At 73.9% G+C, this 23,196-nt stretch carries 24 protein-coding genes, 1 tRNA gene and 1 other RNA gene; 15 read left to right on the top strand and 11 right to left on the bottom strand.

Features of this window, described 5'->3' with window-relative positions; genetic code table 11:
* Positions 1-61 precede the first annotated feature (61 nt).
* Entirely contained in the window at positions 62-862 is an 801-nt protein-coding gene (locus tag IPM45_15470; GenBank protein MBK9180936.1) for a hypothetical protein, read from the top strand.
* Between the two features lie 48 nt (positions 863-910).
* On the opposite strand, the gene IPM45_15465 is transcribed toward IPM45_15470, so the two are convergent.
* Complete coding sequence (locus IPM45_15465; GenBank protein ID MBK9180935.1) at positions 911-1,510, bottom strand: ATP-dependent Clp protease proteolytic subunit; 600 nt, start codon at positions 1,508-1,510, stop codon at positions 911-913.
* A gap of 107 nt (positions 1,511-1,617) precedes the next feature.
* Positions 1,618-1,815, bottom strand: coding sequence for a hypothetical protein (locus tag IPM45_15460; protein ID MBK9180934.1), 198 nt, complete (start codon positions 1,813-1,815; stop codon positions 1,618-1,620).
* Between the two features lie 93 nt (positions 1,816-1,908).
* Here IPM45_15460 and IPM45_15455 point away from each other — a divergent pair.
* Both IPM45_15455 and IPM45_15450 read left to right on the top strand, forming a co-directional pair.
* Positions 1,909-1,989 (top strand) — tRNA-Leu (locus IPM45_15455).
* Between the two features lie 22 nt (positions 1,990-2,011).
* Positions 2,012-3,004, top strand: a complete 993-nt coding sequence (locus IPM45_15450) for an alanine racemase (protein ID MBK9180933.1) — start codon at positions 2,012-2,014, stop codon at positions 3,002-3,004.
* A 34-nt stretch (positions 3,005-3,038) separates the two neighbouring features.
* Here the strand turns inward: IPM45_15450 and IPM45_15445 are convergent, their stop codons facing one another.
* The 5 genes from IPM45_15445 to IPM45_15425 form a co-directional block, all read right to left on the bottom strand.
* Positions 3,039-3,965 carry a DUF559 domain-containing protein gene (locus tag IPM45_15445; GenBank protein MBK9180932.1) on the bottom strand — a complete coding sequence of 309 codons (927 nt, stop codon included), beginning with the start codon at positions 3,963-3,965 and terminating at the stop codon, positions 3,039-3,041.
* Positions 3,966-4,098: 133 nt separating this feature from the next.
* Positions 4,099-4,680, bottom strand: a complete 582-nt coding sequence (locus tag IPM45_15440; protein MBK9180931.1) for a non-canonical purine NTP pyrophosphatase — start codon at positions 4,678-4,680, stop codon at positions 4,099-4,101.
* Between the two features lie 8 nt (positions 4,681-4,688).
* The gene (rph, locus tag IPM45_15435) at positions 4,689-5,429 is read right to left on the bottom strand and encodes a ribonuclease PH (GenBank protein MBK9180930.1); all 741 of its coding nucleotides are present in this window, start codon (positions 5,427-5,429) and stop codon (positions 4,689-4,691) included.
* Positions 5,426-6,157 (bottom strand): MBL fold metallo-hydrolase, encoded by a 732-nt coding sequence (locus IPM45_15430; GenBank protein ID MBK9180929.1) that lies wholly within the window; start codon positions 6,155-6,157, stop codon positions 5,426-5,428. Before IPM45_15430 ends, rph begins: the two co-directional genes overlap by 4 nt.
* On the bottom strand, positions 6,148-6,975 hold the full coding sequence (locus IPM45_15425) for a glutamate racemase (GenBank protein MBK9180928.1): 828 nt from the start codon (positions 6,973-6,975) through the stop codon (positions 6,148-6,150). Before IPM45_15425 ends, IPM45_15430 begins: the two co-directional genes overlap by 10 nt.
* A gap of 108 nt (positions 6,976-7,083) precedes the next feature.
* Here IPM45_15425 and IPM45_15420 point away from each other — a divergent pair, with 108 nt between their 5' ends.
* Positions 7,084-7,722, top strand: a complete 639-nt coding sequence (locus IPM45_15420) for a YihY/virulence factor BrkB family protein (protein ID MBK9180927.1) — start codon at positions 7,084-7,086, stop codon at positions 7,720-7,722.
* Here the strand turns inward: IPM45_15420 and IPM45_15415 are convergent.
* Positions 7,719-8,669 (bottom strand): cysteine synthase family protein, encoded by a 951-nt coding sequence (locus IPM45_15415; protein ID MBK9180926.1) that lies wholly within the window; start codon positions 8,667-8,669, stop codon positions 7,719-7,721. The genes IPM45_15420 and IPM45_15415 overlap by 4 nt on opposite strands.
* Positions 8,670-8,709: 40 nt before the next feature.
* Positions 8,710-9,117, bottom strand: a complete 408-nt coding sequence (locus IPM45_15410; GenBank protein MBK9180925.1) for a M67 family metallopeptidase — start codon at positions 9,115-9,117, stop codon at positions 8,710-8,712.
* Between IPM45_15410 and smpB the strand changes: the two genes are divergently transcribed.
* Positions 9,073-9,672, top strand: coding sequence for an SsrA-binding protein SmpB (smpB, locus tag IPM45_15405; protein ID MBK9180924.1), 600 nt, complete (start codon positions 9,073-9,075; stop codon positions 9,670-9,672). The genes IPM45_15410 and smpB overlap by 45 nt on opposite strands.
* A gap of 31 nt (positions 9,673-9,703) precedes the next feature.
* Here smpB and IPM45_15400 read toward each other — a convergent pair whose 3' ends face one another.
* Entirely contained in the window at positions 9,704-11,548 is a 1,845-nt protein-coding gene (locus IPM45_15400; GenBank protein ID MBK9180923.1) for a hypothetical protein, read from the bottom strand.
* 194 nt (positions 11,549-11,742) lie between these two features.
* Between IPM45_15400 and argJ the strand changes: the two genes are divergently transcribed.
* The 5 genes from argJ (at position 11,743) to IPM45_15375 (ending at position 17,098) form a co-directional block, all read left to right on the top strand.
* Positions 11,743-12,867: a bifunctional glutamate N-acetyltransferase/amino-acid acetyltransferase ArgJ gene (gene argJ / locus IPM45_15395; GenBank protein MBK9180922.1), complete on the top strand. Its 1,125-nt coding sequence runs from the start codon at positions 11,743-11,745 to the stop codon at positions 12,865-12,867.
* Positions 12,868-12,896: 29 nt separating this feature from the next.
* Positions 12,897-13,274, top strand: a transfer-messenger RNA (tmRNA) gene (gene ssrA / locus IPM45_15390).
* A 41-nt stretch (positions 13,275-13,315) separates the two neighbouring features.
* On the top strand, positions 13,316-14,926 hold the full coding sequence (locus tag IPM45_15385) for an MFS transporter (GenBank protein ID MBK9180921.1): 1,611 nt from the start codon (positions 13,316-13,318) through the stop codon (positions 14,924-14,926).
* Complete coding sequence (locus IPM45_15380) at positions 14,923-15,297, top strand: RNA-binding S4 domain-containing protein (protein ID MBK9180920.1); 375 nt, start codon at positions 14,923-14,925, stop codon at positions 15,295-15,297. Before IPM45_15385 ends, IPM45_15380 begins: the two co-directional genes overlap by 4 nt.
* Positions 15,298-15,394: 97 nt before the next feature.
* Positions 15,395-17,098, top strand: coding sequence for a SulP family inorganic anion transporter (locus tag IPM45_15375; GenBank protein MBK9180919.1), 1,704 nt, complete (start codon positions 15,395-15,397; stop codon positions 17,096-17,098).
* Between the two features lie 28 nt (positions 17,099-17,126).
* Here IPM45_15375 and IPM45_15370 read toward each other — a convergent pair whose 3' ends face one another.
* On the bottom strand, positions 17,127-19,055 hold the full coding sequence (locus IPM45_15370; protein MBK9180918.1) for an NAD(P)/FAD-dependent oxidoreductase: 1,929 nt from the start codon (positions 19,053-19,055) through the stop codon (positions 17,127-17,129).
* A 173-nt stretch (positions 19,056-19,228) separates the two neighbouring features.
* On the opposite strand from IPM45_15370, the gene IPM45_15365 reads away from it, so the two are divergent.
* From IPM45_15365 to crcB, 5 genes are read left to right on the top strand one after another with little or no spacing between them, the layout of a single operon-like run.
* Entirely contained in the window at positions 19,229-21,538 is a 2,310-nt protein-coding gene (locus tag IPM45_15365; GenBank protein MBK9180917.1) for an MMPL family transporter, read from the top strand.
* Between the two features lie 36 nt (positions 21,539-21,574).
* On the top strand, positions 21,575-22,030 hold the full coding sequence (locus IPM45_15360; GenBank protein ID MBK9180916.1) for an acyl-CoA thioesterase: 456 nt from the start codon (positions 21,575-21,577) through the stop codon (positions 22,028-22,030).
* Positions 22,027-22,476, top strand: a complete 450-nt coding sequence (locus IPM45_15355) for a CrcB family protein (GenBank protein MBK9180915.1) — start codon at positions 22,027-22,029, stop codon at positions 22,474-22,476. The genes IPM45_15360 and IPM45_15355 overlap by 4 nt, the downstream gene beginning before the upstream one ends.
* Positions 22,473-22,823: a DUF190 domain-containing protein gene (locus IPM45_15350; GenBank protein ID MBK9180914.1), complete on the top strand. Its 351-nt coding sequence runs from the start codon at positions 22,473-22,475 to the stop codon at positions 22,821-22,823. Before IPM45_15355 ends, IPM45_15350 begins: the two co-directional genes overlap by 4 nt.
* Positions 22,820-23,191 carry a fluoride efflux transporter CrcB gene (gene crcB, locus IPM45_15345; GenBank protein ID MBK9180913.1) on the top strand — a complete coding sequence of 124 codons (372 nt, stop codon included), beginning with the start codon at positions 22,820-22,822 and terminating at the stop codon, positions 23,189-23,191. The genes IPM45_15350 and crcB overlap by 4 nt, the downstream gene beginning before the upstream one ends.
* The last annotated feature ends 5 nt before the right edge of the window (positions 23,192-23,196 follow it).

The following is a 23,196-nucleotide window of genomic DNA, read 5'->3' as shown; positions in this document are numbered from 1 at the left end:
TGCAGCGTGGCACGACGGCGAGGCGCGCGACACCTCGTCCGGCTGGTGCTAGACCCGGGACGTGCGCCGAGCCCTCGCCCTGCTCGCCCTGGCCGCCCTGGCGGTCGTCCCTGCCGCGTGCGGCGACGACGGCGGTGGCGCCACGGCCTCGTTCTGCGACCAGCTGCGGGGGCTCCAGGCCGACGACGCCCTGGGGGGAGACCTCACCGACGCGCAGGTCGCCGAGGCCGCCGTGCAGCAGCTCGACGACCTGGCCGAGGCCGCGCCCGCCGAGGTGCGCGACGACGTGGAGACGCTGCGTGACGTGATCAGGCTGCTCGCCGACACCGACCCCAGCGACCCCGACGCCTTCGCCGCGGCCTTCACCGCCATCCTCGACCCGCAGGTGCAGCAAGCCTCGGACGACCTCGCCGTCTACGCCAGCGAGGAGTGCGGGATCGAGCTGGACACCGGGGTCAGCTCCGACGCCGGGGACACGGGCACCGGCACCACCGGCACCACCGACGCCGACACGACGACCACGACGGCCGCCAGCACCACGAGCACCGAACCGCCCGAGAGCCTCGACACCTCGGCCGTGCTCGACCACTTCGAGACGTCGTACTCGGGTGCGCCGTGGTTCGGGGCGGTCACCGGCGTGGGGCTGATCGGCGGGACCGAGCTGTACGTCGACACCGACCTGGCGACCGCCGACGAGTCGATCCCGGCAGGCCTGGAGATCTGCGAGGCCACGGCCGAGATCGCCTACTCCGACGCCAACCCGAGGGCCGACGAGACCACCATCGAGGTGAACGACGCCAACGGCAACGTGCTGGCCGAGCGCCAGGGGCCGGACGCCTCCTGCACGCAGGCGTCCGGCTGACCGGGCGGCCCGCCAGCGGGCGGCGCCGACCGGCCCGGGCCGCCGGGGTCAGATCATCTCGCCGCGCTTCACGATCACGTGGTCGATGATCCCGTACTCCTTGGCCTCCTCGGCCGTGAACCACCGGTCGCGCTCGGAGTCCTGCTCGACCTGCTCCAGCGACTGGCCCGTGTGGAAGGCGATCCGCTCGGCCATCAGCTTCTTCACGTAGGCGATCTGCTCGGCCTGGATGGCGATGTCGGACGCCTGGCCACGGATCCCGCCCGACGGCTGGTGCATCATGATCCGGGCATGGGGCAGGGCGTAGCGCTTGCCCGGGGTGCCCGCGCACAGCAGGAACTGCCCCATCGAGGCGCCCAGCCCGAGGCAGATGGTGTTCACGTCGCACCGGACGAACTGCATCGTGTCGTAGATCGCCATCCCGGCCGTGATGGAGCCACCCGGCGAGTTGATGTACAGCCAGACGTCCTTGCCCGGGTCCTGGCCCTCGAGGTACAGCAGCTGGGCCGTGATGAGGTTGGCGACGTCGTCGGTGACGTCGGTGCCCAGGAACACGATGCGTTCCTTGAGCAGCCGGTCGAACACGGCGCGCTCGCCGAACACGCTGGGGACGTCCTGGGCGCTGAGGGGCGGGAGGTCGGGAGCCATCACCGCGAGGCTAGCGGCCGGCCCGCCCCGCACCGACGCCCGGCGTGCTCGGCGTGCCACGCCCACCTCCGCATCCCGGGCCCGAGCCGGGCCGGGCCCGCGCCGGGTCACGGCCCGACGACCTCGTACCGGACGCCCAGGAGCTCGTACGTGCGGATCGCCCGGCGGTCGCGGGTGAGGAGGGTCTCGCCGTGCTGTGCGGCGGTCAGGCCGACGAGGCCGTCGTACACGGCGCCGCCCTCGACCCCGGGAGCGGCCAGTCGCCGGACGAGCGATCGCTGCAGCGAGGCCGATGCCGCCAGCACGTCGCTCGGACCGAACCGCGCGTCCAGGAGCCGCCGGGCGACGTCACCGTCGAGCCCCCCGTGGGCTAGACATCAGCCCTGGCAGAAGGCCACGCGGGCGTGGCGGAACTGGCAGACGCGCCGGGTTTAGGTCCCGGTGGTACATCCGTGGGGGTTCGAGTCCCCCCGCCCGCACCCCCCGCCTAGCGTCGGGCCGATGCGCATCCACGACCTGCCCACCCCGGCCCTCGTCGTCGACGCCGACCTGCTCGACGCCAACCTGGCCACCATGGCGTCCGCCCGGCCCGGGGTCAGCCTGCGACCGCACGTCAAGGCCCACAAGTGCACGGCCCTGGCCTTCGAGCAGGCCGCCGCCGGCCACCGCGCCTTCTGCTGCGCCACCGCCCGAGAGGTGGCCGGCATGGCCCGGGCCGGCCTGGGCGACGACCTGCTGCTCGCCAACGAGGTGCTCGACCCCGATCGCCTCCGGCTGTTGGCCGGCCTCGACGCGCGCGTCACCGTCGCCGTCGACTCCGAGGCGACCATCGAGGCCGCCCTCACGGCCGGCCTGCGCGAGGTGCTCGTCGACGTGAACGTGGGCCTGCCCCGGTGCGGCTGCGCCCCCGACGACGCCGGCCGTCTGGCGGCGCGGGCGCGAGCCCGGGGGCTCGCCGTGCGTGGGGTGATGGGCTACGAGGGTCACGCCATGATCACCGAGGACCGGGCCGAGCGGGCCCAGGCCGTCGAGCAGAGCATGTCGCTGCTCCGGGCCGCTCACGCCGAGGTCGGCGGCGACGTCATCTCCGCCGGTGGCACCGGCACCTACGACCTGAACCGAGCGGCCACCGAGATCCAGGCCGGCTCGTACGCCCTGATGGACACCGCCTACGCCAAGCTCGGCCTCCCCTTCGCGCAGGCGCTGTCGGTCGTGTCGACCGTGGTGTCGGTGTCGCCCGGGTGGGCGGTGTGCGACACCGGCCTCAAGTCGCTCGGCATGGATCACGGCAACCCCACGATCGACGGCGCGACCGTGTGGTTCTGCTCCGATGAGCACACCACCTTCGCCCCGTCTGTCCCGGTCGCCGCCGGCGATCGGGTGCGCGTCCTCCCGGCCCACGTCGACCCCACGGTCGCCATGCACGACCGCCTGCACCTGGCGCGCGGCGACGAGGTGATCGAGACGTGGGAGGTCGACCTGCGCGGCTGGTGAAGGCCGCCCGCCGTTGCGTGCACCGCGACGGCCGTCATGCAGCCGTTCGGGTGCACAGGACGCGGAGGATCCTCGCGGCCACCCGGTCGGGGCGCGCCACGACGTCGGACCACGTGAAGCGCAGCACCAGCCAGCCCAGCTCCACGAGGTCGTTCTGTCGGGTGCGATCGCGCTGGAAGCTCCCACGGTCGGTGCGACTGGAGAACCCGTCGACCTCGATCACCACCTTCAGCTCGGGGTAGGCGAAGTCGGCGCGGGCGACGAAGCGCCCCTGATCGTCGTGGATCTCGTGCTGGAACACCGCGGCGGGCAGTCGGTGATCCCGCAGCAGCCGGGCCATGAGCGCCTCCAGCACGCTCTCGGGGCGTTCGTCGCCCAGCACCCGGCGGTCGAGGACGCCGCGCAGCACGCCCGCGCCGTGACGTCCGCGTCGCCCCAGCTGACCGAGGGTGAGCCGGACGCCCGCTACCGAGACCAGCCGCTGGGCGAGCATGGCGTCGAGGACGTGCTCCACGTCGTCCGGTGAGGACACCGCGCCGAGGTCGACCAGGGTGCGGAGCGGGCTCGTGACCGGCACCAGCATCCGGGACGTGATGTGGCCCGCCGACAGGTCGCGGGAGCGGTGGACGATCACCCGCTGGAGCCGGGGGCCACGGCTCGCCGGCACGGTGATCTCGAGCGGTGCCAGGTCGGCCGTGCCCGGGCACCACAGGACCGCGGCGGCCCGATGCGAGGCGGCCGCGCCAGGGCCGGCGGCGAGGCAGGCCGCCAGCAGCTGCGCCTCGAAGGTGGCGGGAGCCCCGCTGACTCGGAACACCCCGGGGTGCACGGCGCACAGGGCACCCCTGGCCGCCCGGCGGCGCAGCGCGGCCGGGGGAACGCCGGCATCGATCGCCTGTTGGCGGGTGACGAGGCCGTGCTGGGCGACGGCGATGCGGGCCAAGGTGCCGTCCCAGGTCATGGTCGCCATCGTGGCCAGGGCGCGCGCCGGGCCGCCGCCCATTTCGGGCGCCCCGCGTTCTGTGCACGGCCAAGGCCGCTTTCCGGCGTTCCCGGTGCACAGAACGCGGTGGGGTGGGGTGGGGGCGCCGCGCTCAGCCGGCCCGCAGGCGCGCCGCCAGCGCCCGGAAGGCCCGGCCCCGGTGCGAGACGGCGTGCTTCTCCTCCGCCGTCATCTCCCCGAAGGTCCGGCCGTCGCCCTCCAGGGGCGCGAAGACCGGGTCGTAGCCGAACCCGCCGGCACCGGCCGGTGCCTCGGTGATCACGCCCTCGACCACGCCCTCGGCCGTCACCTCACGGCCGTCGGGGAACCGGGCGAGGGCCACCGTGCGGAACCGCGCCGTGCGCGCTGGTCCCGCCACCCCGGCGAGCTCCCGCAGGAGCCGGGCCACGTTGTCGGCGTACCTCGCGCCCTCGCCGGCGTAGCGCGCCGACCGGACCCCCGGGGCGCCCCGGAGGGCGTCGACCTCGAGGCCGGTGTCGTCCGCGACCGCCGGCTCGCCCGTCGCCGCCACCAGGGCCACCGCCTTCAGGCGGGCGTTCCCCTCGAGGGAGTCGGCGTCCTCCACCACGTCGGGCACGCCGACCGGCCTCGGCACCAGCTCGACGCCCTCCCCCAGGATGGCCGCGATCTCCGCAGCCTTGTCCGGGTTGGCCGAGGCCAGCACGAGCCGCACCGGGGGGATCAGCGGCGGGGTTCGGGCGGCTCGGCGAGCAGCCGGTCCTGCAGGGCGAAGACCTCGCGGATGCCGTGCTCGGCCAGGCCGAGCAGCTCGTCGAGCTCGGCCCGCGTGAAGGGCAGGCCCTCGGCGGTGCCCTGCACCTCGACGAAGCGCCCGGCCGACGTCATCACCACGTTCATGTCGACCTCGGCCGCGGAGTCCTCGGCGTAGGGCAGGTCGAGCAGGGGCACGCCGCCGACGATCCCCACCGAGATGGCGGCGCAGCGGTGCTCCATGGGGTGCGCCCTGAGGTCGCCGCGCTGGATCAGCCGGGTCAGGGCGTCGTGCAGAGCGAGGTAGCCGCCGCAGATCGACGCCGTCCGGGTGCCCCCGTCGGCCTGGAGGACGTCGCAGTCGACGACGATCTGGCGCTCCCCCACCGCCCGCAGGTCGGTGACCGACCGCAGCGACCGCCCGATCAGCCGCTGGATCTCCTGGGTGCGGCCCGACGGCCGGCCCTTGGCCGCCTCACGGCCCACCCGCTCGGGCGACGAACCGGGCAGCATCGAGTACTCGGCGGTCACCCACCCGCGCCCCTGGCCGCGCAGCCAGCGGGGGATGTCGTCGTCGACCGACGCCGTGCACAGCACGATCGTGCGACCGAACGTGACCAGCACCGATCCGTCGGGCATCTCGGTGAAGTCGCGCTCGAAGGTGATCGGGCGCAGCTCGTCGGGTGCGCGGCCGTCGGGTCGGGTGCTCATGGGTCGTACCTCTCGTTCACGCGGGCGAGCTCGACGGGACCGTCGAAGGCGGCGGCCGCCTCGCGCAGGTGGTCGCCGGGGTCGTTCGTCGGCCAGGTGTGGGTGACGAGCAGGCGGCCGACACGCGCCTCGCCCGCGGCCAACCCGGCCTGGCGGCCGCTCAGGTGCGGCGCGGTGCCCTCCTGGTGGGCGAGGAGCGACGCCTCGCACACGAACAGGTCGAGGCCGGCGCCGAGGGCCTCCGGCGACCAGCCCGGCCCGGTGTCCGCGCTGTAGCCGATCGAGGTGCCGCCCGCGTCGATCCGCATGGCGAGCGTCTCGACGGGGTGGTCGGTGCGGGAGAACCGGAAGCCCAGCCCGCCGATGTCGACCCGGTCGCCCTCCGCCACCTCGTGCCAGGCGAAGGTGGGCTCGGCCCCGTCGACCACGGCCTCGACGGCGTGGCGGACGTCGGCGGTGGTGTACACGGGGAGCCCGTCGCGCTGCAGGCCGTACTTCCAGGCGTTCCGCACCACCGGCAGCTCGCACCAGTGGTCGGGGTGGACGTGGCTCACGACGACCGCGTCGAGCTCGCCGAGGGGCAGGTGGCGCTGCAGGTTGGCGAGGGTGCCCGGGCCGCAGTCGACCCACACCGTGGCGCCCGCGCCCCGCAGCAGGTACCCGCTGCACGCCCCTCCGGGGGCGGCGTAGGTGGCGGAGCAGCCGAGCACCGTGAGGCTCAGCCCCACGGGAGCGCCTCCGCGTGGGCCAGCTCGGGGCCGAGCAGGCGCTGGCCCACCTCCTTGAACCAGGCGAGGTCGCCCGACGACAGGAAGCGGTGCCAGGCGGGCGCGCCCGTGCCCCGATCGCGGGCGGAGCCGGTGGCGAGCAGGAGCCGCCGCACCTCGAAGGCCGTCTCGTCGGCCGAGGACACCAGCACGACATGACGACCGAGCACGTCGCTGATGGTACGTGCGAGGTACGGGTAGTGCGTGCAGCCGAGCAGGAGGGTGTCGACGTCGGCCTGGCGCATCGGAGCCAGCAGCCGCTCGGCCAGCACCGTCACCTCGTCGCCCTCGGTCACGCCGCGCTCCACGAACTCGACGAAGCCCGGGCACGCCGCGCACGTGAGCTCGACCGCGCCGGCCTGCAGGAAGTCGGCGGCCCGGGCCACCCCGCGCTGGTACGCGCCCGAGCCGATGGTGCCGACCGTGCCGATCACGCCGACCCGGCCGCTGCGGGTGGCCGCGACCAGCGAGCGGGCGCCCGGCTCGATCACGCCCACCACCGGAACCCCGTGGGCATCCTCGAGCTCGGCCAGGGGCGCGGCCGCGGCGGCGGTGTTGCAGGCCACCACCACCAGCTTCACCCCCTCCTCCTCGACCAGGTGACGGGTGATCTCGTGGGCGAAGCCGCGAACCATGTCGAGGGGCTTGGGGCCGTAGGGGTAGCGGCCGGTGTCGCCCACGTACACGAGGTGCTCGTCGGGCAGCAGGTCGATGACGGCCCGGGCCACGGTGAGCCCGCCGAAGCCGGAGTCGAACATCCCGATCGGCCGGTCGCCCACGGGTGGACGAGCCTACGGGACCGGTCGCCGCGCGAAGGTGGCGGCATGCCCCGGCCCCGGACCCGGACCCGGCCCCGGCCCCGGACCCGGACCCGACAACCGACGTGGGTGTCGAGCAGCCGGGAGGTGGTGCAGGCCGTCTCCGCCGACTGGAAGCAGCACCGTCTCGCCAGCGACGCCGCGGGCGTGGCCTTCTGGGCATCGCTCGCCCTCGTCCCCGCGCTCATCGCCCTGGGCGCCGCCCTCTCGTGGACCGACGAGCTCGTCGGCCGGAACCTGGCGTCCTCGGCCCGGGACGGGCTGACGGCGCTGTTCGAGCGGGCGCTGGGTGCCGAGTCGTCGGGCGTCGTCCAGACCGTCGACCAGCTGTTCGACGAACCGCACGGCCGCGCCTTCGTGCTGGCCCTCGCCGTCGCCCTGTGGAGCACGGCGAGGGCGTTCGCCGCGGTGACCCGCGCCCTCGAGGTGGTGGACCAGCGCGACGCCGGCCCGTGGGTGGCGAACCGGCTGGCCGGCCTGGGCCTCGCCACCGGCACCATCCTCGTGGCGGTGCTGGGCCTGGCGGTGGTGGTGCTCGGGCCGTTCCTCGGCCTGTCGACGCCGGCCGACGGGCCGGTCGACGAGCTGTGGCGCTGGCTGCGCGAGCCGATGGTCGGGGTGCTGCTCGTCTGCTGGACCGCCACGGTCTACTGGCTCGCCGGCCACCGCGAGCGGCCCTGGCCGGGCGGCGGGCACCGCGCCGCCTAGAAGTAGATGATGCGCTTGGCCCGCTCGACGACCACGTCGAGATCATCGGTCCAGGCGCCGGTGGAGAGGTACTTCCACCCGCCGTCGCACACGATGAACACGATCGTGCCGTCGTCGACCCGCTCTGCCACCTTGGCCGCTCCGGCCAGGCCCGCGCCCGACGAGATGCCGGCGAAGATGCCCGCCTCGCCGGCCAGGCGCCGGGTCCACTCCAGCGACTCGCGGGGACGCACGATCCGCTTGCCGTCCAGCAGCGCCTGCCCACCCCAGCGCTCGTACACGGGCGGGATGTAGCCGTCGTCGAGGTTGCGGAGGCCCTCGACCGTCTCGCCGACGGGCGGCTCGACCGCGTAGACCCTCACCGCTGGGTTGCGCTCCTTCAGGAAGCGGCCCACGCCCATCAGCGTGCCGGAGGTGCCCAGACCGGCGACGAAGTGGGTGATCTCCGGGCAGTCGCGCCAGATCTCCGGGCCGGTGCCCTCGTAGTGGGAGCGCGGGTTGGCCTCGTTGGCGTACTGGTAGAGGAAGCACCACTCGGGGTGCTCCTCCGCCATCGCCTGGGCCCGGCGGACCGCGCCGTTCGAGCCCTCCGCCCCCGGCGAGAGGATCACCTCGGCCCCGAAGACCTCCAGCAGCTGGCGCCGCTCGATGCTCACGTTCTCGGGCAGCACGATCTTCACCGGGTGCCCCTTGACCCTGCCGATCATGGCCAGGGCGATGCCGGTGTTGCCCGACGACGGCTCGAGGATGGTCTGTCCGGGGCGCAGGGAGCCGTCCTTCTCGGCCGCTTCGACCATCGCCAGGGCGATGCGGTCCTTCACCGAGCCGGCCGGGTTCTGGCTCTCGAGCTTGGCGAGGATGCGCACCCGCGGGTTGGGGCTGAGCCGGCTGACGTCGACCAGCGGGGTGTTGCCGATCAGGTCGAGCACCGAGCTGTGGACGGCCATGGGTGGCCCCTCTCGAATTCCGACTTCCTTGCTGGGGAATCTACCCGGCCTCGACCGAGACCGGCTCCTCCGTCACGGCTCCGTCGACGATCCGGTACGAGCGCAGCACCGGCTCCGGGTCCTTGAGGGACACGATGACGTAGTGCCACGAGGGGTCGGGTGCCTGGGCGACGTCGGTGGGCGACGGGTAGGCGTCGGTGTGGGTGTGGCTGTGCATCACGCCGATCACCTCGAGGCCCCGACCGTCGGCGTCGCGATCGGCCCGAAGGTGGTCGCGCGGGTCGACCGTGTAGACGCGGCTCGACCCGGCGGCGTTGCCAGTGGGGTAGAAGACGGCGGTCCGGCCGGTGGAGGCGACCCCGCCGAGCAGCCCGCACGCCTCGTCGGGCAGGCCGTCGTAGGCATGGGCGAGCATCCGCACGTACACGTCGCGGGTGAGGCGCAGCATCGGCGGGAGGCTATCGGGGCGCCCCCGGCGCGCGACCGGGGCGCGACCGGGGCGGCGACCCCGGTACCCTCGCCCCTCGTGCCACCGAAGGGCGTGAAGGTCGTCGCCTCCAACCGCAAGGCCCGCCACGACTACTCCATCCTCGAGACCGTCGAGGCCGGCATCTCGCTGGCGGGGAGCGAGGTGAAGTCGCTCCGGGAGGGGAAGGTGCAGCTCGCCGACGCCTACGCGCGCGTCGACGGGCACGAGATGTGGCTCTACGCCATGCACGTGCCCCCCTACTCGATGGCCGCCGGGTTCGGCACCCACGAGCCGGACCGCCGCCGCAAGCTGCTGCTGCACCGGCGCCAGATCGACGAGCTCGGCGGGCGGGTGGCCAGGGAGCACCTGGCCCTCGTCCCGCTGGCGCTCTACTTCACCGACGGCCGGGCCAAGGTGGAGCTGGCGCTGGCCCGGGGGCGCCGCAAGGGCGACAGGCGCCAGGCCATCGCCGAGCGCGACGCCGAGCTGGAGGCCCGCCGGGCCATGGCCCGCGGCCGCCGCAGCGACCACTGACCGCCGCGCCGCCCTCGGCCGCCGCCCCTCGTCAGTGGCTGTGCTCGCAGCTGTCGCCGTGGCCGCCGCCCTCGATGCCGGCGAACCGCCCGCAGGGGTTGTCGACGACCCACACGTGGAGCATCGGCGGCGTGGGGCGGAGCACGCCGCCGGGCACGCACCGGCCGTCCACCAGCACCCCGGCCAGGCGACCGCTGTTGTTCGGGTCCCAGCACAGGTTCTGGTGGTCGTGCCAGGCCGTGAGCGGGCCGCCCACGTCGGGCTCGTCGCCCAGCACCTGGCCGGGAGCGAGGATGTACATGCCCGACACCAGCCGCTTCGAACCGTCCGGCGCCACCTCGTACACGAGCGACTCGACGGTGGCGGGGTCGAGCACCTTCGCGTCGATGATGTAGCCGAGGTTGATGTAGTGCTCGTAGCCGGTGCGGCCGTCGCCGATCGACCGGTAGCCGGCCGCCTCGGCTGCGGCGGTGTCGGCGAACCGCCACGCGATGGCCGTGTCGGTGGCCCGGGTCAGTGCCAGCGCCCGGTCGCGCTGCGCCGTCGTGGCCTCGGCCCAGCCGGGTGAGGCCGCCACGGCAGCCTCGATCGACAGCGGCTCGCCCGCCGTTGCCCCGTCGGACGACGCCGCGGTGGCGGTCGCGGCGGTGCCGTGGTCGTGGGCGCACGCCTCGCCGTGGCCGCCCAGCGGGCCCTCGATGCCCGCGAACGGCCCGCACGCCTGCTCCGTCACCCACACGTGGAGCATCGGAGCGGTCGCCCGTAAGGTGCCGCCGGGGACGCAGGCCCCGTCGCGGAGCAGGCCGACGACCCGGGTGCCGGTGCCGTCCCAGCAGAGGTTCTGGTGGTCGTGCCACACGGTGAGCGGCCCCGCCACCTCGGGCACGTCGTCCATGGTGGCGCCGTTCTCGAGGATGTACATCCCCGACACCAGCGTCTCGGTGCCGTCGGGCTCGACTTGGAACACGATCGACTCGATGGCGTCGGGCGACAGCACCTCGCCGTCGACGAGGCGCTCGTGGTGGACGAAGTGCTCGAACCCGGTGCGCCCGTCGCCGATCGACCGGAAGCCGTCGGCCTCGACCGAGGCGGTGTCGGTGTAGCCCGCCAGCGCCTCGCGGGTGTCGTCGATCAGCGCCTGGGCCGCAGCCCGCTCGTCGGCGGTGGCGTCGGCATAGCCGGGCGCCGACGCCAGCTCCACCGAGACGCCGTCGGCGGCCGCGACCTCGACCACGTCGGCGGCGTGGTCGTGCCCGTCGTCGGTGTGGGTGGTGCCGTCGGTATGGGTGTGCCCGTCGTCGGCGATCAGCTCCGCCCCGGCGCCGACGGTGTCGTCGTGGCTGTGGCCGCCGTGCTCGTGGGGCGCCGCCATCGCCGGCACGGCGAGCAGCACGGTGGCCAGGCCGGCGACCGCCACCACCGGCGCCTGCCGCCACGAGCGCTCGACCGGCCGGGCGAACACCGCGACCACGGCCACCAGGGCGGCTGCGGCCTCGAGCACCGTGGCCAGGAGGTCGGCCGTGCCGACCTCCTCCACCTCCTGGAGCCCGTCGACGAACCCGATGCCGGTGGTGCGGGACAGCAGCCAGCCGGCGGCGACGCCGAGGTTGAGGGCGGCGCCGGCCCACAGCAGCGGCCGGCTGGGCCAGATCACGACGGCCAGGGCCCAGCCCAGCTGGGCCACCGCCACCAGGGCGAACAGCGTGTCGAGGTCGCCCGTGCCGGCGTGCGACCCGGCGGCCGCGGCGTGCACCAGGCCCGAGCCGGCCGACAGCACGGCCGCGGCCCGGACCCAGGCCGGGTCGAGCGGCCGGCGCGCCCGCGCCTCGGCGGCCGGTGCTGGTGCGGGTGTGTCCGGCGACGTGGTGGACGACATGTGCTTCCCCCGGGACGACGAGCAGGGCCGTGCCCCCGGCCCCGAGGGCCAGGCTACGGGGCGCACCCCACCGCTGTCCGCTCGGAGCCTGAGAACCCGCACAGGTCGGGCGTGGCCGCTCGGGGGGCGCCGCCCTGCCACCATGGGTCGCCGTGACCACGCTGCCGTCCGGGTTCCGGGCCCACGTCGCCAACATGGGGGTGCGCGACACCACCGACGACGTCTGCATCATCGCCAGCGAGCGGCCCGCCACGTCCGCCGCCGTCTTCACCCGCAGCCGCTTCGCCGGGCCCAGCGTGCTGCTGAGCCGGGCCCACGCCGCCGGCGGCTCGCTGCGGGCGTTCGTGGTGATCGCCAAGAACGCCAACGTGGCCAACGGGCCGGCGGGCGCCGCCGACGCCGGCGAGGTCGTGCGGCTGGCGGCGTCGGCCATCGGCATCGAACCGGCCGAGGTGCTGATCGCCTCCACCGGCGTGATCGGCCGGCGCTACCCGATGGAGCGCTTCCGGGCCCATCTGGCGGGCGTCCGCTGGCCGTTCGACGGGCCCGAGGCCACGTCGGCCGACGCCTGCGCCCGGGCGATCATGACCACCGACACCCACGCGAAGGTGGCCGACGCGCCCGTGGGCACGGGCCCGGCGCGGGTGGTGGGCATCGCGAAGGGCGTCGGCATGATCGAGCCCGACATGGCCACGCTGATCACGCTCTTCTGCACCGACGCAGCCGTGCCCGCAGCCGAGCTCGACGCCCTGTTCCGCCGGGTGGTCGACCGCACCTTCAACGCGGTCAGCATCGACACCGACACGTCGACGAGCGACACCGCGGCGGTGATGGCGAACGGCGCCGCCGGGCCGGTCGACGCCGGCGACCTCGACGCGGCGCTGCTCGACGTGGCGCTGCGCCTCACCCGGATGATCGCCCGGGACGGCGAGGGAGCCACCAAGCTGCTGGTGGTGACCGTCGACGGCGCCCGTGACGACACCCAGGCCAGGCGCGTCGCCAAGGCGATCGTGAACTCCCCGCTGGTGAAGACGGCCGTGCACGGCGCCGACCCCAACTGGGGCCGGGTCGCCATGGCCGTGGGCAAGTGCAGCGACGACACCGACATCGACCAGGAGCGGGTGATCATCCGCTTCGGCGACCAGGAGCTGTACCCGACCCCGGTCGACGAGGCCGCGCTCGGACGGCTCACCGACTACCTGCGGGGCGACGAGGTGCTGATCCACGTCTCCCTCGGGGTGGGCGCAGGCGCCTTCACGGCCTACGGCTGCGACCTCTCCGACGGCTACGTGCGCATCAACGCCGACTACACCACCTGACGGCGGTACCATGGTCCAGACATACCTACGGGGCTGATCGGTTTCGACGCTGGACCGGTTGCCGCACCGTGCGACCCGAGTTGCTCAGACTCGCTAAACGGGGCACCAACAACAACTGCCAACGAGCAGTACGCCCTCGCGGCCTGACAAGGGTCGAAGAGGGACATCGTGAGCCGTGAGGCCGCACGGGGCCGATCCACCGCAGCCCGGCAACAGAAGCGGGGGACGACGGCGGGAAAGACCGCTGGCAGCAGGGGAAGACCGCTGACGCAGGGGAAAGACCCGCGGTGGGCCTCGTGCCCTCCCGACCCGGCGGGATGGCGCCGACAGCCATAGGCTCGGGAACGGTCGTAGCGCGGACGGTGATCGCCTGGCGGACGCGGGTTCGATTCCCGCCAGCTCCACGAGGCCGGCGACAGGTCGCCGCCATCCGGCCTACGGTGCGCGGATGGCACGACAGACGACCACCGCCGGGCCCCCGAGCACGGGCGCCGCGCCGGCACGGGCCGGGCTCGTCCTGGCCACGCTGATCCTCGTGGCCGCGGTGGCCAACCTGCCCCTGGCGGTGGCCAACGTCGCGCTGCCCGACATCGGCACGTCCTTCGACGCCTCCCAGACCCAGCTCAACCTGGTGGCCGTCGGCTACTCGCTGGGCCTGGCCGCATCGGTGCTCTGGCTCGGCGCCCTCGGCGACCGGTACGGCCGCCGGGCCATGCTGCTGCTCGGCGTGGCCCTCTCCCTCCCGACGTGCCTCCTGGCCGCCTGGGCCCCCTCGATCGACGTGCTCGTCGTCGCCCGGATCGCCGGCGGTGTGGCGGCGGGCATGGCCTACCCGACGACCCTGGCGCTCATCACCGCCCTGTGGGCACCCGGCCCGGGCCGCACCCGGTCGATCGCCCTCTGGTCGGCCGTCGGAGGCGCCATCTCGGCGCTGGGCCCGCTGATCGCCGGCGTGCTGCTCGAGAGGTACTGGTGGGGCTCGGTGTTCCTGGTCACCCTCCCGCTGATCGCCATCGGCTTCGTGATGGCGCTCAGGCTGATCCCCGCGCACGTCCACGAGACGACCGACGCGGTCGACAACCTGGGCGGCGTCCTCTCGGCCCTGCTCGTCGGCGCCCTGATCCTCGCCATCAACTTCGCGCCCGTGCCGGGCGCGGGTGCCCTCGCCGCCGGCCTCGCCGTCGTCGCGCTCGCCGCGATGGTCGGCTTCGTCATCCGCCAGCGCCGCGCCGCCAACCCGCTCTACGACCTGCACGTCGCCGCCCGCCGCACCTTCTGGGTCGCGGCCTGCGCCGGCATCGTCGTGTTCGGCTCGCTGATGGGCGCCATGTTCGTCGGCCAGCAGTTCCTGCAGAACGTGCTCGGCTACTCCACCGTGGACGCCGGGCTCGCCATCCTGCCCGCCGCGGTCCTGATGATCCTGGCCGCGCCGCGCTCGGCCAAGCTGGTGGAGGCGCGAGGCTCGCACGTCACGCTGCTCCTGGGCTACGCCTTCGTGCTCCTCGGGTTCCTCACCATGCTGGTGCTGTGGAAGGACGGCAGCCCCTACTGGCAGGTCGGCCTCGGCTACGCCTTCGTCGGCGCCGGCGTGGGGTTCGCGGGCACGCCTGCGTCCCGCGCCCTCACCGGCTCAGTGCCCGTCACGCGGGCCGGCATGGCCTCGGGCACCGCGGACCTGCAGCGCGACCTGGGAGGCGCCTTCATGCAGTCGGTCTTCGGCGCCCTGCTCACCGCCGGCTACGCGTCGGCGTTCAACGCGGCCATCGCCGGCGCGCCCGACCAGGCCGCGATCACCGACAGCGTGCAGAGCCAGCTCACCAAGTCGTTCGCCGGCGCCGAGAGCATCGCCCAGCAGTACCCGCGGTACGCCGACCAGATCATCGCCGCAGCGCAGACGTCGTTCGTCGACGGCCAGGACTGGGCCTACCTCGCCGGCATCGTCGCCGTCCTCCTCGGCGGCGCCCTGGTGTTCTTCTGGTTCCCCCGGCGCGACGCCGAACGCGAGCTGCTGGCCGGCTACCACCGGGAGGATGCCACGACCTCGCACGCGCCGGCATGACCGCCGAGCCGTCCGCCCGCGTCGACCGCTGGCTGTGGGCGACACGGCTCTGCAAGACCCGCTCCGAGGCCACGGCGGCGTGCGGGGGCGGCCACGTCCGCGTCAACGGTCGCACCGCCAAGCCGGCCTCGCAGGTGACGGTCGGCGACCGGGTCGACGCCCGCCTGCACGGCCGCGACCGGGCCGTCGAGGTCACCCGGGTGATCGACCGGCGCGTCGGGGCGCCGATCGCCGTGCAGTGCTACGTGGACCACACGCCGCCGCCGCCGGCCCGCGACGTGGTGCCGGTCGCGGCGCGCGACCGCGGCGCCGGCCGCCCGACGAAGCGCGACCGCCGCCGGATCGACCGCTGGCGCACCGGCGACCGCTGACCGGCCCCTCGCAGCCCGGTCAGCGGTCGCCGGCGGCTCCCCACCTGATCCGATCCGGGTGATGACACCGGGGCCCGCCCGGCGGTACACCGGTGCGATGACCACAGCCGCCGGCCCGGCGAAGCGACGCTTCCCGATCCTCGAGGGGGTGCTCCCCATCGACCGGGCCCGGGTGCCCAAGGAGGTGCTGGCCGGCGTCACCCTCGCCGCGCTCGCCATCCCCGAGGTGATGGGCTACACGCAGATCGCGGGCATGCCGGTGATCACCGGCCTCTACACGATCCTCCTGCCGATCATGGCCTTCGCCGTGTTCGGGTCGTCCCGCCACCTCGTGGTCGGGGCCGACTCGGCCACGGCCGCGGTGCTCGCCGCCGGGCTGGCCGGCATGGCCGCCACGAGCTCCAGCGAGTACGTCGCCCTGGCCGGGCTCGTCGCCCTGCTCGCGGCCGGGTTCCTGATCCTCGCCCGCCTCGTCAGGCTGGGGTTCCTGGCCGACTTCCTGTCCCGCACCGTGCTCGTCGGGTTCCTGACCGGCGTCGGCGTCCAGGTGGCGGCCGGCCAGGTCGGCGGGATGCTCGGCGTGCCGAGCGGCTCGGGCGGCACCATCGAGAAGCTCATCGGCACGCTCGAGAACGTCGGCGACACCAGCCTCACCACCGTCGCCGTCTCGGCCTCGGTGATCGTGGTCATCCTCGGCACCAAGCTCGTGACCAAGAAGGTCCCGGGCGCCCTGATCGCCGTGATCGGCGCCATCTTCCTCAGCTGGCTGCTCGACCTGTCCGCCCACGGCGTGGCCACCCTGGGCAAGGTGCCCGGCGGCCTTCCCAGCTTCGGCTTCCCCAGCGGGATCACCTGGTCCGACGTCACGTCGCTGCTCGGCACCGCGGCATCCATCTTCATCCTGATCCTCGCCCAGAGCGCGGCCACCTCCCGGGCCTACGCGGCCAAGCGCAACGAGCAGCTGAGCGAGAACGTCGACCTGGTGGGGCTGGGCGTCGCCAACGTGGCCGCCGGCCTGTCGGGCACGTTCGTGGTGAACGGCAGCCCCACCAAGACCGAGATGGTCGACAGTGCCGGCGCCCGCACCCAGCTGGCCCAGCTCACCACCGGTGTGATCGTCCTGATCGTGCTGCTCTTCCTCACTGCACCGCTCCAGTACATGCCCAAGGCGGTCCTGTCGTCGGTGGTGTTCCTGATCGGTGTCCAGCTGATCGACCTGCGGGGCATGCGGACGATCCTGCGGGTGCGACCCGACGAGTTCGTCGTGGCCGCCCTCACCGCCGTCACGGTCGTGGTGGTCGGGGTGGAGCAGGCGATCATCCTGGCCATCGTGGCCTCGGTCATCGACCACCTGCGCCGCTCGTACCACCCGAGCACCGCCGTGCTCCACCCCGGCACGAAGGACGCCTGGCACTCCGAGCCGGTCACGCCCGATGCGCGCAGCCTCCCCGGCCTGGTCGTCTACCGCTTCTCCGGCACCCTCTACTACGCCAACGCCAACCACCTGCTCCAAGACGTCACCGCCTTCGTCGAGGCCGCGGGGGAGGCGGCGCCGCTCCGCTGGCTCTGCATCGACGCGGCCGCCATGGCCGACATCGACTACACGGGCGCCGAGACGCTGAAGCAGGTGCACGCCTCGCTCCAGGAGCACGGGATCCGCCTGGTGCTGGCGGAGGTCATCGCCCCGGCGCGGGCCGAGCTGGCGCGCTACGGGCTCACCGAGATGATCGGCGACGACGCCTTCTACGACGACGTGGCCGAGGTGGCGGAGGCCTTCGGGCAGCAGCCGGCGGCCGGATGAGCCCGGCCGCCCGACGGTCACGCCCGGCTCAGTCGAGCAGGGCGTAGTCGGCCGGGTCCGGCGCCTTCGTCCACTGCCAGTACTCGAGGAGGGTGAAGGGCCAGTTCTGGGAGACCCGGCCGCTGGCGCTCTTGTACCAGCTGTTCACCGCGGACGCCCCCCACGCCATCATGCGGTTCTGGGCGTCGACGCGCTCGTTGAAGGCGTCGTGCACGTCCCGGCGGACGTCGACGGCACGATGGCCGCCCTCGAGCACGAGCCGCAGGAGCCCGAGGATGTAGCGGACGCCGCACTCCGAGAAGTAGATGATGCTGCCGTTGATCACGATGTTGGTGTTCGGCCCGTAGAGGCAGAACAGGTTGGGGAACCCGGGGACGGTGACGCCCAGGTAGGCGCGGGCGTCGCCGCCCCACTGCTGGTGCAGGTCGACGCCGCCCCTCCCGGTCACGCGCATCGGCTCGAGGAAGTGCGACGCCTGGAAGCCGGTGCCGTAGACGATCACGTCGACGGGGTGCTCCTGGCCATCGACGGTGCGCACACCCCTGGGCGTGACCTCCGCGATGCCCTCGGTGAGCAGCTGCACGTCGTCGCGCTTCAGCGTGCGGGCCCAGACCCCGTTGTCGCGGATGACCCGCTTGGCGGCCGGCGGGTAGGAGGGCATCACCTTGGCCAGCAGGTCAGGCCGGTCGGCGAACTCCAGCTCGAGGTACATGGCCATCAGCACGCGGATCTCCTCGTTGAGCGGGCTGACCGAGCGGTCGCGGGGCTCCCAGGCGGGGTCGACGGTGACGCCCGGCAGCACGCCGTCGGCGGTGCGCCAGAAGATCCAGAAGCGGTGCCACTGGCTGTAGAAGGGCACGTGGGTGTAGAGCCACCGGAGGCCGTCGGACACGTCCTCGTGGTAGTCGGGCGTGGGGCCGAGCCAGTTGGGGGTGCGCTGGAACACGAGCAGCTCGCCCGCCTCCTCGGCCACGATCGGGATGAACTGGGCGGCGCTGGCACCCGTGCCGATCACCGCCACCCGCTTGCCCCGCAGGTCGACCCCGTGGTCCCAGCGCGCCGAGTGGAACCACGGCCCCTCGAAGGTGTCGATGCCGGGGATGTCGGGCATGAGCGGGCGGTTGAGCTGCCCGACGGCGCTCACCACGGCGTTGGCCTCGATGGTCTCCTCCGACCCGTCGGCGGACCGGACCTGCAGGGCCCAGGTGCTGGTGGCGTCGTCGAAGGTGACCGACCGGACCTCGGTGTCGAAGCGGACGTGGCGGCGGAGGTCGTGCTCGTCGGCGAAGGCGCGGAAGTACTCGAAGAGCGCCTCCTGCGTCGAGTAGTGCTGCGGCCAGTCGTCCTTCTGGGCGAACGAGTAGCTGTACAGGTGGTTGGGGTTGTCGACCCGGCAGCCGGGGTACGTGTTCTCCCACCAGGTGCCGCCGACCTCGTCGTTCTTCTCGACGATCACGAACGGGATGCCGACCTGCTGCAGGCGGTACGCGGCGAGCAGGCCCGACATGCCGGCGCCGATGATCGCCACCCGGAACGCCACCCCGGGGGCCACCTCGTCGGCGCGCCAGCCCGGCGCCCGGAGGTCCTCGCCCGTGATCGACAGCTCCTCTGCGAGGAGGGGCACGTACTCGCCCATCGGCAGGCCGCCCACGGCGAACGCCATGATCTCCTCGAGGTCGGCGTGGCTCGGGGCCGGCGCCAGCCGGCAGCCGCCGTCGCGGTACCGGATCAGCACGTCGAGGGCCAGGGCGCGGATCGCCGACTCCTGTGCGGGCGTGAGGCCGCCGGTCGGATCGCCGAGCAGCAGGGGGTCGGGGCGCAGCTCGGGGCGCAGCAGCGAGAGGTCGCCCGTGGCGTGGGCGAGCGCCGGGAGCAGGGGCGGGAGCACCGCCTGGTCGAGCGCGGCGCGGATGGCGTCGTCGTCGGCGGTGATGGGCATCGGCGCGGGGAACGGCATGGTCGGGCGCTCCATGGGGATGGTCGAGGCGTGACCGGGGGGCTCACCGCCGTGCTGGCGCCGAGACGCTACCCCACGTGTGACGGAGGTCATCCCGGGACGCGACGCCGCCGCACCGGGCCGGCTCGTAGGCTCCGAGGAGTCCCACCCCGTCCCCGATCCACGAGGTGCCCGTGCTCGCTCGTCTCGGTCGCTGGTGCCACCGCCGTCGGGTGATCGTGGCGGTGGCCTGGTTCGTCGTGCTCCTCGCCGTCGGCGGGCTCACCGGCGCCGTCGGCTCCTCCCTGAGCTCGGAGTTCTCGCTCCCCGCCGTGGAGAGCGCCCGCGGCTTCGACGTGATCGACGCCAAGTTCGGCGGTGAGGGCGGCGGCGAGGGCGGCACGATCGTCTTCCGCACCGACCAGGGCGTCGACGACCCGGCGGTGCGAGCGGCCATGTCGACGTTCTTCGCCGACGTGGACGCCCTCCCCCAGGTCAACGTGGTCAGCCCCTTCACCCCGGAGGGGCAGGGCCAGGTCGCGGCCGCCGGCACCATCGCCTACGCCCAGGTGGAGGTGCCCCGCGACCTCTCGCTGTCGGAGAGCACCGACCTGGCCGGCGAGATCGAGTCGCTGGCCCCCACCGTGCCCGGCGTGCAGATCGAGTACGGCGGCCAGCTGTTCGCCGACTTCGAGCCGCCCGAGTCCGAGGTGCTCGGCCTGGCCTTCGCCATCTTCATCCTCATCCTGGCCTTCGGGTCGGTGCTGGCCATGGGGCTCCCGATCGGCACCGCCATCGCCGGCATCGGCGTCGGCACCGCCCTGGTCGGGCTGCTCAGCCACGTGGTGACCATGCCCGACTTCACCACGACGCTCGGCATCATGATCGGCCTCGGCGTGGGCATCGACTACGCCCTGTTCATCGTCACCCGCTACCGCGAGGGCCTCCACGCCGGCCACTCCTCCGAGGACTCGACCGGCATCGCCATCAACACCGCCGGGCGGGCCGTGCTCTTCGCCGGCACCACCGTGGTCATCTCCCTGCTCGGCATGCTGCTGATGGGCGTCGAGTTCGTCCGCGGCCTCGGCATCGGCGCGGCCGTCGTGGTGGCCGTCACCATGGTCGCCTCGGTCACCCTGCTCCCCGCCCTGCTCGGCTTCGCCCGCCAGCGGGTGGAGATCACGCGCTGGCGCGGCATCATCGCCGCTGCCCTGGTGGCGATGGCGCTGGTGGGCGTCGGGCTCGCGGTCCAGCCCCTGCTCGTCGGCCTGCCCCTCGCCGTGGTCGTGGTGCTCGCCGGCTTCGTGGTGGCCCCGCTGCGCCGGGAGGTGCCTCGCCGGGCGCCCAAGCCGGTGGAGCGCACCCTCCCGTACCGCTGGAGCCGACTCATCCAGGACCACCCCTGGCCGGCCGCCGTCATCGGCACCACGATCCTGGTGGTCCTGGCCATCCCGGTGCTCTCGCTGCGGCTCGGCTTCTCCGACGACGGCAACTACGCCGAGGACACCACCACCCGCCGGGCCTACGACCTGCTGGCCACCGGGTTCGGGCCGGGCTTCAACGGGCCGCTCGTGCTGGTGACCGAGGTGCCCGCCGGTACCGACCCGGCCGTCCTCGACCAGGTGAGCGCCGCCGTGGGCGCCACCGAGGGGGTGGCCTTCGTCACGCCGCCCGTCCTCGACGACCCGGCCGCACCCACCGCCGCGCTGTGGCGGGTGATCCCGGCCACCGCGCCCCAGGACGCCGGCACCACCGCGCTGGTCCACCGCCTCCGCGACGACGTGCTCCCGGCCGCCACCGAGGGGACGGGGCTCGACGTCGCCGTCAGCGGCAACGTGGCCGTCTTCGTCGACTTCTCCGACTACCTCGCGGCCCGCCTGCCGCTGTTCTTCGGCGTGGTGCTCGCGCTGTCGTTCCTGCTGCTGATGGCGGTGTTCCGGTCGGTGCTGGTGCCCCTGAAGGCCGTGGTCATGAACCTGCTGTCGATCGGCGCGGCCTACGGCCTGGTGGTGGCCATCTTCCAGTGGGGCTGGCTCTCCGACGTCGTGGGCGTGGGCGCGGGCGGGCCGATCGAGCCGTTCGTGCCCATGATGATGTTCGCCATCGTGTTCGGCCTGTCGATGGACTACGAGGTGTTCCTCCTCTCGCGGGTGAAGGAGGAGTACGACCGCACCGGCGACAACGCCCGGGCCGTGGCCGACGGCCTGGCCGCCACCGCCAGGGTGATCACGGCGGCCGCCGCGATCATGGTGTTCGTGTTCGGCAGCTTCCTGCTGGAGGGCGACCGCGTCATCAAGCTGTTCGGGCTGGGCCTGGCCAGCGCGGTGCTGCTCGACGCCACCGTCGTCCGGATGCTGCTGGTGCCGGCCACCATGGAGCTCCTCGGCGACCGCAACTGGTGGCTGCCCCGGTGGCTCGACCGCCTCATCCCGAGGATCGAGGTCGAGGGCACGGGTCACGACAGCGTCGACGAGGTGGAGGAGAAGGTCACCGTCAGCGTCTGACGTCCGGGCCGGCACCTCGGGGTACGGTCCGCCTCCGTGCGCCTGGCCCTCGACCCGCCCGTCGATCCCGCCGCCTACCCGTTCTCCCACCCGGTGCGGGTGCGGTTCGCGGAGACCGACGCCATGGGGATCGTGCACCACGGCTCCTACCTGCCCTACCTGGAGGAGGCCCGGGTGGCGTACCTGCGGGCCCTCGGGCACCCCTACGCCTCGATCCGCGACGACGGCCTCGACTTCGCGGTGCTCGAGGCCTACGTGCGCTACCTCCAGCCGCTGCGGTTCGACGACGTCGTCGACGTGCACGTCGTGGTCGGCGCGGCCAGCCGGGCCACGTTCCAGATCGGCTACCTGCTCACCACCGGCGCCGGTGGGGCCCTCGTCGTCAACGCCACCGCGGTGACGGTGCACGGCTGCGTCGACCGCGCCGGGCGCCCGGGCCGTCTCCCGGCGTGGCTGCGGTCGGTCCTGCCGGCCCGCGAGGCCGCCCCGTGACCCTCGACCCGTTCGCCTCGGCCCGCCGGGCGGCGCCGGCCCGCGACCCAGCCACGATCGCGGTGATCGCAGCCGGGGGTGCGCTGGGCTCGGCGGGCCGCTACGCGGTGACGAGGGCCGTGCCGGTGCCCGTCGGCGCCTTCCCCTGGGCCACCCTCGCCGTGAACCTGGCCGGCGCCCTGCTCCTCGGCCTCCTGCTGACGGTGCTGCTCGAGCGCGGCGCCCCCAACCGGTGGGTGCGCCCCTTCGCGGCCACCGGGACGATCGGCGCCTTCACGACCTTCTCGGCCATCGCCGTGGAGGTGTCGGTGCTGACCAAGGACGGCCACGCGGCCACGGCCGCGACCTACCTGGCGGCCACGCTCGCGTTGGGGCTGGTCGCCGTGCGAGCGGGCATCGCCGCCGGTCACCGCCTGGCGACGACCCCCGAGAGGAGGAGCACATGAAGCTCGAGGGTCCCGCCCGGCGCCTCACGGTCTTCGTGGGTGAGAGCGACCGCCACGGCCACACCCCGCTGGCCACCGAGATCGTCCACCGGGCCCACGGCGCGGGGCTGGCCGGTGCCACCGTGCTGCGGGGCGTGGAGGGGTTCGGCGCCTCGAACCACCTGCACACCACCCACATCCTGAGCCTGTCCGACGACCTTCCGATGGTGATCGTGATCGTCGACGCGGCCGAGCGCATCGCCGCCTTCCTGCCCCAGCTCGACGACCTCGTCACCGAGGGCCTGGTGATCGTGGAGGACGTCGAGGTGGTGCGCTACCTGGGCCGGCCCGGCCCCGAGGCCGGATGATCGAGCTGCTCGGGGTGGCGGTGGCGGGCGCGGCCGGCGCCCCGGCCCGCTACCTGCTCGACCGGGCCGTGCAGCACCGGTGGTCGCGACCGTTCCCCCTCGGCACCCTGGCGGTCAACGTGCTCGGGTCGTTCGCGCTCGGCGCGCTCACCGGCCTCGCCCTCTACCACGCCCTGGCCACCACCCCGAGGGCCGTGCTGGGCGCCGGCTTCTGCGGCGGGTTCACCACGTTCTCCACCTTCGCCTACGAGACGGCGGCCCTCGCCCAGGGCGGCGCCAACCGAGCGGCCGCGGGCAACGTGGCGGTCAGCGCCGTGGCGTGCACCGCGGCCGCGGCGCTGGGGCTGGCCCTGGCCTCGCTGGGCTGAGGGCC

The organism is Acidimicrobiales bacterium (genome assembly GCA_016716005.1).
Classification (GTDB): domain Bacteria; phylum Actinomycetota; class Acidimicrobiia; order Acidimicrobiales; family JADJXE01; genus JADJXE01.
Note: the sequence above shows the minus strand (reverse complement) of the source record. Positions and strands in the feature narration are given on the sequence as shown.